The organism is Acinetobacter sp. Swhac1, assembly GCF_013390985.1.
GTDB classification, from domain to species: domain Bacteria; phylum Pseudomonadota; class Gammaproteobacteria; order Pseudomonadales; family Moraxellaceae; genus Acinetobacter; species Acinetobacter towneri.
In genome coordinates this window covers 1-12,625 of record NZ_JACASN010000016.1, presented here as the reverse complement: position 1 = coordinate 12,625, position 12,625 = coordinate 1, and the positions used below count along the sequence as shown (strand labels likewise).

The 12,625-nt window shown below is 42.7% G+C and carries 14 protein-coding genes and 1 pseudogene; 7 read left to right on the top strand and 8 right to left on the bottom strand.

The genetic code is table 11. The features are described 5' to 3' along the window. Window positions 1-3: 3 nt before the first annotated feature. A complete protein-coding gene (locus HX743_RS09465; RefSeq protein WP_004974924.1) occupies window positions 4-327 on the bottom strand; it encodes a proton-translocating transhydrogenase family protein in 324 nt (107 codons plus the stop codon). Between the two features lie 11 nt (window positions 328-338). Beyond that, the gene (locus HX743_RS09460) at window positions 339-1,466 is read right to left on the bottom strand and encodes a Re/Si-specific NAD(P)(+) transhydrogenase subunit alpha (RefSeq protein ID WP_004974923.1); all 1,128 of its coding nucleotides are present in this window, start codon (window positions 1,464-1,466) and stop codon (window positions 339-341) included. 882 nt (window positions 1,467-2,348) lie between these two features. On the opposite strand from HX743_RS09460, the gene HX743_RS09455 reads away from it, so the two are divergent. Continuing rightward, window positions 2,349-3,272 (top strand): DMT family transporter, encoded by a 924-nt coding sequence (locus HX743_RS09455; RefSeq protein ID WP_004974922.1) that lies wholly within the window; start codon window positions 2,349-2,351, stop codon window positions 3,270-3,272. A gap of 94 nt (window positions 3,273-3,366) precedes the next feature. Continuing rightward, on the top strand, window positions 3,367-4,557 hold the full coding sequence (locus HX743_RS09450; RefSeq protein WP_178319075.1) for an MFS transporter: 1,191 nt from the start codon (window positions 3,367-3,369) through the stop codon (window positions 4,555-4,557). A 28-nt stretch (window positions 4,558-4,585) separates the two neighbouring features. On the opposite strand, the gene HX743_RS09445 is transcribed toward HX743_RS09450, so the two are convergent. The 3 genes from HX743_RS09445 to HX743_RS09435 form a co-directional block, all read right to left on the bottom strand. Beyond that, on the bottom strand, window positions 4,586-5,233 hold the full coding sequence (locus HX743_RS09445; protein WP_178319074.1) for a hypothetical protein: 648 nt from the start codon (window positions 5,231-5,233) through the stop codon (window positions 4,586-4,588). A gap of 894 nt (window positions 5,234-6,127) precedes the next feature. Beyond that, window positions 6,128-6,868, bottom strand: a complete 741-nt coding sequence (locus HX743_RS09440) for a hypothetical protein (protein ID WP_178319073.1) — start codon at window positions 6,866-6,868, stop codon at window positions 6,128-6,130. 2 nt (window positions 6,869-6,870) lie between these two features. Beyond that, complete coding sequence (locus HX743_RS09435; protein WP_002123001.1) at window positions 6,871-7,806, bottom strand: AraC family transcriptional regulator; 936 nt, start codon at window positions 7,804-7,806, stop codon at window positions 6,871-6,873. Between the two features lie 122 nt (window positions 7,807-7,928). Here HX743_RS09435 and msrA point away from each other — a divergent pair, with 122 nt between their 5' ends. The 5 genes from msrA to HX743_RS09410 all read left to right on the top strand — a co-directional run bounded on the left by msrA (window position 7,929) and on the right by HX743_RS09410 (window position 10,288). Further along, complete coding sequence (gene msrA, locus HX743_RS09430; RefSeq protein WP_000762837.1) at window positions 7,929-8,417, top strand: peptide-methionine (S)-S-oxide reductase MsrA; 489 nt, start codon at window positions 7,929-7,931, stop codon at window positions 8,415-8,417. 3 nt (window positions 8,418-8,420) lie between these two features. Next, window positions 8,421-8,681, top strand: coding sequence for a glutaredoxin (locus HX743_RS09425; RefSeq protein ID WP_001076938.1), 261 nt, complete (start codon window positions 8,421-8,423; stop codon window positions 8,679-8,681). 31 nt (window positions 8,682-8,712) lie between these two features. After that, entirely contained in the window at window positions 8,713-9,153 is a 441-nt protein-coding gene (gene msrB / locus HX743_RS09420) for a peptide-methionine (R)-S-oxide reductase MsrB (RefSeq protein WP_000483554.1), read from the top strand. A gap of 21 nt (window positions 9,154-9,174) precedes the next feature. Then, a complete protein-coding gene (locus HX743_RS09415) occupies window positions 9,175-9,420 on the top strand; it encodes a glutaredoxin family protein (RefSeq protein ID WP_178319072.1) in 246 nt (81 codons plus the stop codon). A gap of 205 nt (window positions 9,421-9,625) precedes the next feature. After that, entirely contained in the window at window positions 9,626-10,288 is a 663-nt protein-coding gene (locus tag HX743_RS09410) for a peptide-methionine (S)-S-oxide reductase (RefSeq protein WP_001281573.1), read from the top strand. Between the two features lie 219 nt (window positions 10,289-10,507). Here the strand turns inward: HX743_RS09410 and HX743_RS09405 are convergent, their stop codons facing one another. From HX743_RS09405 to HX743_RS09395, 3 genes and pseudogenes are all read right to left on the bottom strand, one after another. Continuing rightward, window positions 10,508-11,485 carry a sensor domain-containing diguanylate cyclase gene (locus HX743_RS09405; protein ID WP_002119794.1) on the bottom strand — a complete coding sequence of 326 codons (978 nt, stop codon included), beginning with the start codon at window positions 11,483-11,485 and terminating at the stop codon, window positions 10,508-10,510. A 143-nt stretch (window positions 11,486-11,628) separates the two neighbouring features. Beyond that, window positions 11,629-12,402, bottom strand: a complete 774-nt coding sequence (gene istB, locus HX743_RS09400; RefSeq protein WP_178319071.1) for an IS21-like element ISAba8 family helper ATPase IstB — start codon at window positions 12,400-12,402, stop codon at window positions 11,629-11,631. Then, window positions 12,402-12,625: pseudogene (locus HX743_RS09395) on the bottom strand (IS21 family transposase); the annotation flags it as partial. The gene istB and the pseudogene HX743_RS09395, both read right to left, overlap by 1 nt.

Genomic DNA, 12,625 nt, shown 5'->3' with positions numbered 1-12,625 from the left:
GCATTAGCCCTCTTTTTTCTTTGCTTTTGGTTTGAACATTTCCAGCATACGTGCAGTCACTGCAAAACCACCGAAAATATTGATGCTTGCCAAGAACACAGCAATCGCACCCAGTACACTCACCACATTAATGGTTTGGAAATCGACACTGCCTTCTACACCCATGATTGGTAGACCAACAGTTTGAATCATCGCACCTACAATAATGATTGAAGAAAGTGCATTGGTTACTGCCATTAATGGCGTATGTAACGCAGGTGTTACCCCCCACACCACGTAGTAACCTACGAAGATGGCAAGGACAAAAATCGTAATTGTTTCAACCATGAGAATTCTCCTTAACCACGCTTTAACAGCACTTGACCGTTATGAGTGACCAGCAACGCTTTCTGAATTTCTTCTTCAGGATTCAATGCGAAGTTCTTGTCGTTATCAAATAATGTTTCAACAAAATTCAACACATTACGCGCATATAGTGCAGATGCTTCTGTCGATACAGTCGATGGAATGTTTGGAATACCCAAAATTTTCACACCATTGGCAGTCACTACAGTTTCACCGCATTGTGAACCTTCGACGTTACCGCCCGTTTCGACTGCCATATCTAAAATCACAGAACCCGGCTTCATTTTTGCCACAGTTTCCGCTTTGATTAAACGCGGTGCATCACGACCCGGCAATAACGCAGTGGTAATCACGATATCCGCATTAGAAACGGCTTTATCGACAATCACTGCTTGGTCTTTAATGTATTGTTCACCAGGCATCCAGCCATAACCATTTTTGGCAGCATCGGCAGCTTTTTGTTGTTCTTCTTCAGACATTGGTACGTCTAACCACTTACCACCCAAAGATTCCACCTGATCTTTTGCCGTTGGACGCAAGTCAGTTGCTTCGACTACAGCACCTAAACGCTTCGCTGTTGCAATGGCTTGCAAACCAGCAACACCCACACCCATGATCACAACACGCGCAGGTTTTACAGTACCCGCTGCCGTCATTAACATTGGGAACATGCGTTGATATTCTGCTGCAGCCAACAACACAGATTTATAACCTGCCAAGTTGGCTTGTGATGACAACACGTCCATATTTTGCGCACGCGACAAGGTACGTGGCAAAAGCTCTAAAGCAAATGCAGACACCTGAGCCGCAGCAAATTGGTCTAATTCAGTATTGCGGTAAGGATCAAACATCGCCACCACAGTGCTGTTCGGTGCAAGTTTTTGAATTTCTTCACCCTTTGGGGCACGAACTTTCAAAATCATTTGGCTACCGCGATAAGCATCATCTGTCATGGTCGCGCCTACTTGTTCATAAGCGCTGTCGATATAAGCGGCTTTTACGCCTGCACCACGTTCAATGACTACGCTATGACCCGCGCTAATCAACTTCTTTACTGTTTCTGGCGTCGCAGCGACACGATTTTCACCGACAACAGTTTCGGTTGGAATTCCGATCTGCATGAGCGTTCCTCAAGCTAGTTTTTCTTAAGTCAACATCGTGGATAACGATGCTTTCCCCTCAGGATAAGTTTTGTTGAATTTTTGGATTCTAATGCAACATTTTTAAATTACCACCCAATATTTATTTAATAAATACCCATATTTTGAACTGATGATTCATAAAAATATTGTTGCGAGATATAATTGATAAGTTTTGCTTCTTGAATATAAGTCTAATTATTCAGCAAAACTTCGATTTGAAGTGTCTAAAAGAAAAAAAGCGATGCTTTGAGCTTGCAGTTGACCACATTTAAATGAATTAAGCATTGATCATTCTGACACGCATTTCACTTAATTGGGAAAATCCGACTTAGCGCTAAAAGATTGCATATCTATACATTTAAGCGCTAAAAGCAAAAACTTAAACACCAAATTGACTTTTTTGACAATTTTTACACCGCACAACATGGTTCAATTTAGAAGTGTTTTGCGCATCTGAAAACCTTAGAAAAACCTACCTTTGCCTTATGAGTAAAACCGAATATTTGAAACAGTAAAACTTTTAAAAGAAGCTTGAATTTATTCAACTCAGGTCTAAGTTAAGTGCTGCTATTTTTTTCATTTTTTTTGTGCGTCATTTTGTCTGATGATGGATTTTCTCTGTTTTGCAATATTTTCAACTAATTTGCACCATTATCGTGCAAATCCCATTTACTCTACTTTTCACAAAATTTATGCCATCTCAAGCAGACCATCTGCATAAAATCGGCTATGCTTGCTCAAATACAGCACACACAGCTTGATCCATGCAGTCGCATCTGCCTTTATCTATCATGCAACTTGCATTTGTGTGCGCGGCATGTGTCACTTCTCTTGCATCCACCTTGCTCGACAGCATTTTTCATGATCAGACTTAACGCCACACAATGGGGCTCCATCTTTGCCTTATTTGCAGCCTTTTTGTTTAGTACCAAAGCCATTTTTATTAAACAGGCTTATGCACTTTCACCGTTGGTCGATGCAACCGTACTCATGGCTTTGCGCATGGCAAGTGCCCTGCCTTTCTTCTTGCTGATTTGTTGGCTCAATCGCCATCACAGTCGCAACATCTCTACACGCAATTGGCTGCTAATAATATTTGCAGGTCTGATGGGCTATTATTTTTCTAGCTGGCTGGATTTTTTAGGGCTGATGTTCATTAGCGCTTCATTAGAACGCATTATTCTGTTTTTATATCCAACGCTCACCGTTCTGGCTTCGAGCGTAATGTATCGGCAGAAACTTAGCTGGCTGAGTCTGTTTGCAATTGCTCTGAGTTATGGCGGAACAGTGATTGTGATGTTACAGGAACAGAGCAATACCCCACATGACACGTATTTTTGGTTAGGCAGTAGTTTGGTGTTCGCCAGTGCAGTGTGTTTTGCAGGCTATTTATTGCTGACCAAAAGCCTGATTCAGCATTTTGGCTCTTGGAATTTTACAGGTCTGGCTTTAAGTATTGCCTGCATCGGTACGCTTACGCATTACAGTTTGGTCACACCTAATCCGCTCGGACTGGTGCAACAACTGCCTGTAGAAGTGCTAGGCTATGGTATTGCTTTAGGGATATTTGTCACAGTCTTGCCCACCTTACTCATGGCGCACAGTATCGCCCGTTTAGGTGCGGCACAATCGGCCATGATTGCTTCAATTGGCCCCATCTTGACGATTCTATTGGCCACAGCATTTTTAGGTGAACATCTAAATGGCATACAATGGTTCGGCTGCATGCTCAATATTGTAGGCGTGATGATGATCACCTTGTCCAAAAACAAGTTTTCTCATTAAGCTAAAGGCGACATCCTGCCACTAATGAAGTTGAATATTGGATTCAATCTTTGAGCTACTGCAACCCCGTTTTACCATTGACCTTAGGATAATTATGAACACTGCACCCGACATCAGCCAAGATAAAACCCTGCTCTGGTTGATGGCGATTGCCTGTGGTCTATGCGCGGGTGCGAATTATTATTGCCAACCGCTGATTTACTCGATTCATCAATCTTTCCAAATTCCGCAATCCCAAGTGGCATTGACGGTGACTTTTGCACAAGTGTCTTATGCACTGGGCTTATTGTTCATTGTGCCTATGGGCGATATTGTCAATAAAACCAAATTCATTCCCCTATTAATGTTTTTGGCCTCGATTGGCTTATTTTTATGTGCCTTTTCTAGCAATTTAAGCATGCTTTGGATTGGCACCATCATCACAGGGCTATTCTCTGTGGCGGCACAAGTATTAATTCCTTTTGCGACCATGACCGTAAAACCTGAAAAAATGGGAGAAGTTGTTGGTTTGCTGATGAGTGGTTTATTGGTCGGTATTTTACTTTCGACCAGTTTAGCAGGCTTGCTATCTAATTTATTTCACTGGAAAGTGATTTATCTGCTCAGCGGGATATTCATGTTGTGTATTGCTGCGGTACTTAAAGCACGTTTGCCTTTTATTTCTACCAGCAAACTCAGCTATTTGGCCGTGTTTCAGTCTATGGGCAAACTCATTTTAGAAGAACGTCGTTTGGTCTATCGTGCCTTGCTCGGTGCGTTTGCTTTTGCAGCGATGAGCGTGTTGTTTTCCACCATTGCAGTATTACTCAAATCCAGTTTTGGCTTAGCTGACTTTATGGTGGGCATTGTGGCAATGGTGGGTGTATTCGGTGCTCTTTCGACCAAACACGTGGGGAAAATTGCAGATCGTGGCTATGTTACAGCGCTGACGTGGGGTGGTTTGGCGCTATTGGCAATCAGTTGGGTCTTTCTATACAACGGACAATTTAGCTTATGGAGCTATATTCTTGGTTTTGGCTTAATTAACCTTGGGCTTGCCACCGTACACAGCAGCAACCAAAACGTAATTTTTCGCTTACGCCCCGATGCCAAATCGCGGATTAACTCAATTTATATGACCAGTTATTTTACTGGCGGTGCTTGTGGTTCTGCCTTGGGAATCTATGCATGGCAACACGGTGGATGGTTATGGAGTTGCCTAGTTGGTTTGTGTTTTGTTGCCGCCGCAATGAGCTTTGCCCTGCTCGACTGGCAACATCAACGTCAACACACCGCCATGCCTTAAACGCTGCTATTACAATCAAGCAAGTCGCTTAAGACATTTGCATCACAGGATAAAATGGCTGACTCAACTCCACATTTTCTAAATTTTCCAATAAAATTTGGATAAAACACGGCATCAACGCACACAGTAAAGTATTGGCATGGCTGAGTTGTTTGCGGTTGATTGCACTGTTATAAGTTGCACCACCTTGTAAAAGTTGCTGCTGTAACGTCAATAAGCGCTTAAACAAACATGCCAAAATTGTAGCTGAATCATGGATGTGCAATGCCTGCATAATCTGCTGTTTCTCTGCTTCATAATCTGCACGCCATTCAGCTTCAGTCATTTTTTGATTACGCCAATCCCAAAAACTTTGATACAAATAAGGGTTGGTCAGCAACACCTCTAAACTTTGTGGATATTTTTCCCAAATAATTCTCGCCATGCGCTGATCGACATCTTTTTGATACATACGCTGCACAAATTGCTGCAAGGTCTGTTGTTGTGTATGCTCTGCTGTCTGACTTTGCGCATACAAGGCACTCAAGGCTACCCATGCTGTCATAAATTGCATATCAAGATCATCATGAAAATCAATGGCTTTTTTCCACCAACTTAAACTGCGCTGCATGCGTAAATTAAATGCCTTTGAAAATTCATTTTTCTTAGTTCGATAAATTTCTTCTAATACCAACATTTTATTCTCACTCTTATGCTGCGTTATCGTTATCTTTTCAACATACTAAAAAACGGCTACGCATACAAATACTGAGCAGTTCCGCTTTAGCACCTACGGTTGCGCTGCTGTGTTCATAGCGAACAAAGCAAAGTTGATGCCAATGGATGTGGGTTGGGGATACTGTCGATTTTCACTTAAACCCCGTATAATGCGCGGTCTTGTGCTTTTGTTTTTCAATTCAGGTGGGTTATGACACGTGCCATCCAAACTTTACAACCTCGCATTTCGGTTGCCCCTATGATGGATTGGACAATAAATTTAAAATATATATTAAATATCAATAATTTATAAAAATATTAAAATTCCATGGCGTAAAATTGGTGTAAGTTTAATCTTTTGTATCAAAACTTAATCCCTCAACATTCTCACTCCCAAACAATGATTGACGATCTAACGCTCCAGAACCAAATCAGGGATCTGGCTTTAGCGAGTCGGAGCGAACCGACCGATGGTTGGCGTACCGAAGAGCTTGACCCTAAGTTGTGGAACGGTTGGCGTAAAATGATTCAGGGGGACCGGCTAGAAATCGCTGAATACGATCTGACGGCTAAGGTTAGCCAAGGGGACTCTCCTAGTGACAAGCCCGGAGTGGTTGAAGGTCTAAAACAAAGAATAAGGGCTTACAACTTTAGTAAACAAAGGACGTCATCAATAGCAGTGATATAAAAAGTTATCTTTGCCGCCCCGATAAGGCTTTACGGGGCGACTAAGTCTCACCCAACCGACAATTCCGATAGTTTCAGAATAAGCTTTGAGTTTTCTAAGATTGGAATTACTACACCACAGCACGTACTCGAGATACTACAAATAGCTTTTTGGTAGGACCGATACCGAATAAATATCCATAATACATCAGGAGAAACTTTTTTTAATTTTCTGTAACCGGTCATAAATCAGTGGCGGATAATTTGCATGATATTCACCACACTCTGGGCAATGCTCTTGTTTTAGGTACGCTTGATTGTCGAGATCTTGATAAGGAAAAACGCTGAAGAGAAGTTCGTGCTGCATAAGCGTTTTATAAAAACTCTTATGATAAGGTGCAATCTCGCTGTCTTTGATTTTGTCGAAATATAGGTCAACGCTGTTCAAAATGCTCATAATTTCTTTAACCCCGTCGAACCTTAAAATGTCGTCATCTTTGTGAATATCAACATCTAAGCTCTCTAGATCCTCCATGAAACATTTAATCGCACGTCGAGAATACAGAAGGATCACTTGCGTCTTGCCATCAACGGTCTTTTCTTGATCGTAACTAAAATTTTTGATGTTTCTTTCGACGAACATATAAAGTTCGTGAAGTTGATCTAACTCGTGCCTTAGTTGCTCCTTCGTGTTTTCTTTTTCGATTTGCTGATGAAGGATTCTATTCGCATCAATCTGGGCTTTCAGCGCTAAAAACAGAACTACTGAACCTAGTATCTGTACGAATGGGTTCGAAATACCTCCAAAAGCATCTCCTATTTCGCCATAATCCTTCAAGTAGTGAAGAGGAAGAAGAGGTAAGAATAAAGGGAGAAGAAGACAGAATACACTGCCGACGACGATGACCCAGAAAGCTATTTTGGTAACAGGAGAGTTATAGATATTCATTTTTACACCTTTTCAGAATTTTCTTTTCTGTACGCGCTAGGAGTTTTGCCAATTTTTTTCTTAAACAACTTTTGAAAGTGTTCATGTGCCGGATACCCAATGGCTTCACTCACTTCGGGAACAGACTTACCGGATTCTTTAAGCAGCTGCTTTGCTTTTTCAAGCCGACAATAGGTTAAATAATCAAGAGGTGTCATGCCTGACAGCTCCTTAAATTTGACGCTGTAGTTCGTACGCGACATCCCCGCAATCCCGGCGAGATCGTCAAGACCCCATTTTTTATCGAGACTATGATGAATAGCTTCCAAGGTTTTGCTGAGTTGCGGATTTTCGATCAGTTTGAAGAATCCAGCATTTTTATTGGATTTGTACATGTGGATTCTTAACGCTTGCACGAAGATAATTTCGGTCAGCTTTCTGACTAACGTGTTGCTTCCAGGAAGCCCTGATTTTGCTTCCTGCTCTATAATACTTAAAAGCATGGCAAGCCAAGGCGAGTGGGAGTTATCAGCACTCTTGATATGCACGACATTTGGCAGCGAATTTAAGAATGGATGATCGGGTCCGCCATTAAAACAAAAATGTCCGCAAACGACGTTGGCTTTGAGCTTGCTCTGATCACCGTATTCCAAAACTTGAGCTTCGGTGAGGTTGGCTTTAGCTCTAAATTCGACCGCAGGCTCGGCCTTGATTTTTGGTGCACTGGCCATGGTGTGCTCCATCCCTTTGAAAAAGATCAAAATATCGCCCTGCTCCGCCAATGCTTTAAGTTTAAGTTTTGGCACCTCATACCAAAACTCGCCATGAGTCACGATGTGAAATCTCGCTAGATTCTCTTCCTGCGGGAGGCTGATGCCCCAGTCTCCCGCAAATGAGGTTCTATACCAGTAGCTGCTAGTAAGCTCTACCTTATCTAAAATTTCACTGAGAACATCCATATATAGCTCCTACGTAAACTGTCCAATAGGTCATGTTATACGAACTATTGAACATATTATATCTATTTTACATGCTGTAAAGTCAGTCTAATCAGTAAGTGGATGAAAACTAAGGAGGCTTTATGAAACTAGATTATGTGATCGTTGCCGGAGGGTGTTTTTGGGGTCTCGAAGACCTCCTTAGGAGTCTGGACGGTGTGACGTCAACGAAGGTGGGCTACTCTGGCGGAGATTTTGATGATCCTACCTACGCCGATATTATAACAGGGAAAACGGGGCACGCCGAAGCGGTTCGCGTGGAATACGACCAAGACGAAATATCTCTCGAAGAGATTCTACATTACTTTTTCAAAATCCATGATCCGACTACGAAGAATCGCCAAGGAAATGATGTTGGCACTTCGTATCGCTCGGCAGCGTTCTATCGTGACGATGCACAGAAAGCGATTATCGAAAACGTGATTGATGAGGTCAATGAGATCGGTCGCTTCGAGAATCCCGTGGTCACGACGGTAGCCTTGGAAAAAGAGTTTTATGACGCTGAGGAGTATCACCAAAACTATTTGAAGAAGAATCCCCACGGGTACACGTGCCATTTTGAGAGAGATTAAACCATGAATCAAACGAAAGAGGAAAAAATGAAAGAACTTAAGAACGTTGTCATCTACACAAAAGACCATTGTCCGTTTAGTAAACGCGTGAAGGAGTACTTAACTTCTGAAAAAGTTGATTTTAAACAAATTCGCGTGGATGACGATCCCAAGACTTATGATGAGTTGAAGAAAAAAACCAACCTTCAAACTGTTCCGCAAGTTTTTGTGGATGGAAAATTCATTGGTAGCGCGACTGACTTCTTCGCGTGGATTGATAGCTAAAGAACAAACCCAAAAATAAAGGAGCAAATTTATGTTCAACTGGGAAAGCATTAACAACTATCTCGATAACGGCACTCCCGCTCCTCCTAGAAAAGTAGAAAAGAGCGAGGAAGAGTGGAAAAAAATTCTGACGCCCGCTCAATTTAATGTCATGCGGAAGAAAGGCACCGAGCGCCCTCACACTGGGGAACTCTGTTCATTTTATGAGGCAGGACGGTATGCCTGCGCGGGCTGCGACACTGAACTGTTTGATTCGAACGTTAAGTTTGATTCGGGAACAGGTTGGCCGAGTTTTTCTGAGCCCGTCGCCGACAACGTAATTCAATATGAACTGGACACGACTTACGGACGAAGAATCGAAGTGCTATGCAATGTGTGCGAAGCCCACTTAGGGCACGTTTTTCCAGATGGTCCTGAGCCCTCTGGGGCTCGATTCTGCATCAACTCGGAGTCGTTGAAGTTTGTAGAGTAATTTTAGAAAATGGAGGGGGTCGTGGGGATTAAGCTGTTCGGTCATAAGGACTGCCACAAAACCAAGATTTACCAGTCGTACTTGAAAGAAAAAGGAATCGAGTTTGATTTTTTAGATGTTCATGAAGACGACGCGGCTGCTGATGAACTGTGCTCCCTCTATTCGAACGGAAAGCTGAATTTCCCGACAATAGTGGTTGGGACAAAGAAGCTGAGAAACCCCAAGTTCAAGGACCTTGACAGGTGGTTGGAAGCTTCAATGAAATAATGAGTTTTTTAGAATTATTAATAACTTAATAAGCAGTAAGATCAATGATTACAGCAATTTTCCGCAGTTGTGTTACCAAGAAACATGCTGCGGAGTTTTAGCAAAGATACTTCATCAAGCTGGTGTTGGAAAACGTGGTCTTATCGTCGTTTGCACGGCGTGAGGAATGGGAGTGGCTTCAATTTTTGAAAGTTAGGTGAAAAATATGTCGGATCTAAAAATGAATAAAGAAGACGGTGTTGAAAGCTATGAATTTGCAACCCCTGAAGCAATCGAAGAAGCATTGAAAATCGGGAAGCTTAGTCAAACGGTTTTCGGCATGGGTTGCTTTTGGGGACCGGATTCTAATTTTGGAGGGACGCAGGGAGTAGTGCAAACACGTGTTGGCTACGCTGGAGCATCAACTCTGGATCCGAGTTACCGCAACATCAACGGACACGCCGAAGTCGTCAGAGTGATCTACGATAAAGACCAAATCAGCTACAGGGAACTTCTTGGAAGTTTTGAATCATGGTCTGTTCATGGTAGAAAGCAGGGCCAGTATCGCCAGATACTTTTTGTTTTTGATCTGGAGCAAAAACAAGTAGCTGAAGAACTGATTCAAGCGATTGGAAAGGAGAAATCTCCCGAGGTGATTGAGGCCGGAGAACAAAATGGTTATTTTTGGCCCGCCGAAGATTACCATCAAAAGCATCGTCTTCGCAGAAACAAACAGCTTGTAAGTCTTGCAGAAGTAGATTTCGGTCCTCGCTGGGATGAACATCTGTATTTTACTAAATTAAATAGTACCGATAGAAAAGGCTTCAGTCTCTCAAGCTGGCTAAAAAAGTTGTCTCCGGAAATGCAGAAAGCTTACCGAATCGGTTAATCTGAAATTGCAGCTGGCTAAAGAACTCTATTTTCTATATGTAAAGAATGTGACGATCTCCTTCACATGGAGTCCAAGAGAGCATAAAAAATCTGTGTAAGTCGCATTACCCATGTATTTGAAAGGAATAAATAATGCCAATATCAGACCAGCTTATCGACCGAAGCAAGACCTCAGTTTTTATGAGGTCTTGAGATCAGCGCAGCATGAACAGATCTCTTACAGTGTGGCGAACACACTGGTTTGATTGCGGCCTTGGGTTTTAGCTTTGTATAACATCTGATCGGCGACTTCGAGCAACTGCTTTTTGTCGTCAAATAAATCAGCGCTGGCCAAACCTATGCTGACCGTTAATTGTCGTAATAACCACTCATGGTTAGCCACTACCAGCCTTAACTTTTCCAGTGTTTTATTTGCGGACGCTGTGTCTGTGCCTGGCAGGATCAGCACAAACTCTTCACCACCATAACGGGCGAAAAAGTCATAGTTCCTGCTATGGCGCTGAAACAGAGCCGCGACTTGACTCAGTGCCTCATCTCCTGCGGCATGACCATAGCTGTCGTTAAAACTCTTAAAGTGATCAATATCAATCAATGCCAGTACAAAAGATTGTCCTGTTCTTTGCCAGCGAGCAAATTCAGCTTCAAACTTGAGGTCAAAAGCTCTTCTGTTGTTCACCCCTGTCAGCGCATCCGTCATGCTGGTATTATGTAATTGTTCGCCGACTTTTTTCAGCTCCAGTATGGCGATCACTTGTCTGGACAGAGCCTGCAAAGAGCTTATCTGCCGCTGGTTCAGCTGCTTAGGAACATGATCATAGACACAAATAGTACCAATCACTGCACCTTCGGGATCAATCAGCGGCGAGCCAGCATAAAATCGGTAGCCAGGTCCTGAAATCACCATAGCATTGGTACTGAATCTGTGATCTAAAGTAGCGTCAGGGACCACCATTACCGCATCAGGTGTTTCCATTGCATACACGCAAAAGGACTCTTTAATTAATACAGAGGTACGCGAAATACCAACTTTTGCAATTAGATTCAGCTTTGTGTCATCGGTTCGCGTCACCATAGCCACTGGTGCATCACAGATATAACACGCCAGTTCAGTGATATCCCGCAGGTTCTGATCTGCTTCAGCAGGTGCTTTTAGTGTGGTTTCTGCACTAGCTGTTTGAGCTAAACTAAAGGTCATGTACTTCTCCGTTTTTCTACTGCATTTTTCAAAGATCCTGCATAGAAAAATGAATTAAATCGTTGATTTTGTCAACGGCATTTTAAAATTGACCCCTTTTACCTTAAAAATGGCGAAGTAAAATTGACCCCTTTGATCTCGTATTAAATTTCAACCTGGGGCTGAATCCCAATTCTTTTTTTATCCTTCAAACGATAACTCTCACCCGATATCTGTACCACATGACAGTGATGTAATAGCCGATCTAACATCGCAGCGGTCAACGTAACATCATCCGCAAATGACTTAGACCATTGGCTAAAGGGTAAGTTACTCGTCAATATCGTACTGCCTTTTTCATAACGCTTGGCAATCACGTTAAAGAACAGATTCGCTTCTTCACGTCCAAACGGTAAATAACCAATTTCATCGATAATCAGTAACTTTGGTCCCAGTACCGCACGTTGCATATAGGTTTTCAATTTACCTTGCTGATAGGCTGTACTCAGTTGCAGCATTAAATCCGCTGCGGTAATGAACTTGATCTTAATGCTGTTCATGATGGCCTTATAGCCTAATGCCATAGATAAATGCGTTTTTCCTACTCCGCTAGCCCCGAGAAACACCACATTTTCTGTTCTAGCAATAAAGCTCAGATTGAACAGTTCAATCACCTGTGATTTAGGGGCCCCTAGGGCATAATTAAAATCATAGTCTTCCAGGGTTTTGACTTGAGGCAGGCCTGAGAGTTTCATCAGTACCTGCTGGCTGCGCTGTTGCCTGGCAGCATATTCATGCGTCAAGATCGCTTCAACAAAGTCGGCATAACTTCCATCCTGACCTAATGTTTGTTGTGCATGATGTGACCATTGTGATGCGATGGCAGGCAGATTGAGCTTTTGGCAAAGCTGCTCTATACGGTCGTATTGCAGATTCATCAGGAAACTCCCAGCAACTGGTCATATACAGATAAGGGATGCTGCAAACTCTCGTAGGGCATGACATGCTGTGCTGCTGCAACAGGTACAGTGCTGGAACCTGTATCTGATTGCGGTAATGGCGTAAATTTTTGCTGCTCCTGTTGCAGTCGAACAGCCGGTTTTTCTTGCGTGGTGGCATGAATCCGCTGATTGGCGGTTTCATGCAGCCACCGGCCAATGT

What these genes read in the sequence shown, in the direction of transcription:
- HX743_RS09465 (WP_004974924.1), bottom strand. Translation starts at nt 327, where the DNA reads ATGGTTGAAACAATTACGATTTTTGTCCTTGCCATCTTCGTAGGTTAC.
- HX743_RS09460 (WP_004974923.1), bottom strand. Translation starts at nt 1,466, where the DNA reads ATGCAGATCGGAATTCCAACCGAAACTGTTGTCGGTGAAAATCGTGTC.
- HX743_RS09455 (WP_004974922.1), top strand. Translation starts at nt 2,349, where the DNA reads ATGATCAGACTTAACGCCACACAATGGGGCTCCATCTTTGCCTTATTT.
- HX743_RS09450 (WP_178319075.1), top strand. Translation starts at nt 3,367, where the DNA reads ATGAACACTGCACCCGACATCAGCCAAGATAAAACCCTGCTCTGGTTG.
- HX743_RS09445 (WP_178319074.1), bottom strand. Translation starts at nt 5,233, where the DNA reads ATGTTGGTATTAGAAGAAATTTATCGAACTAAGAAAAATGAATTTTCA.
- HX743_RS09440 (WP_178319073.1), bottom strand. Translation starts at nt 6,868, where the DNA reads ATGAATATCTATAACTCTCCTGTTACCAAAATAGCTTTCTGGGTCATC.
- HX743_RS09435 (WP_002123001.1), bottom strand. Translation starts at nt 7,806, where the DNA reads ATGGATGTTCTCAGTGAAATTTTAGATAAGGTAGAGCTTACTAGCAGC.
- msrA (WP_000762837.1), top strand. Translation starts at nt 7,929, where the DNA reads ATGAAACTAGATTATGTGATCGTTGCCGGAGGGTGTTTTTGGGGTCTC.
- HX743_RS09425 (WP_001076938.1), top strand. Translation starts at nt 8,421, where the DNA reads ATGAATCAAACGAAAGAGGAAAAAATGAAAGAACTTAAGAACGTTGTC.
- msrB (WP_000483554.1), top strand. Translation starts at nt 8,713, where the DNA reads ATGTTCAACTGGGAAAGCATTAACAACTATCTCGATAACGGCACTCCC.
- HX743_RS09410 (WP_001281573.1), top strand. Translation starts at nt 9,626, where the DNA reads ATGTCGGATCTAAAAATGAATAAAGAAGACGGTGTTGAAAGCTATGAA.
- HX743_RS09405 (WP_002119794.1), bottom strand. Translation starts at nt 11,485, where the DNA reads ATGACCTTTAGTTTAGCTCAAACAGCTAGTGCAGAAACCACACTAAAA.
- istB (WP_178319071.1), bottom strand. Translation starts at nt 12,402, where the DNA reads ATGAATCTGCAATACGACCGTATAGAGCAGCTTTGCCAAAAGCTCAAT.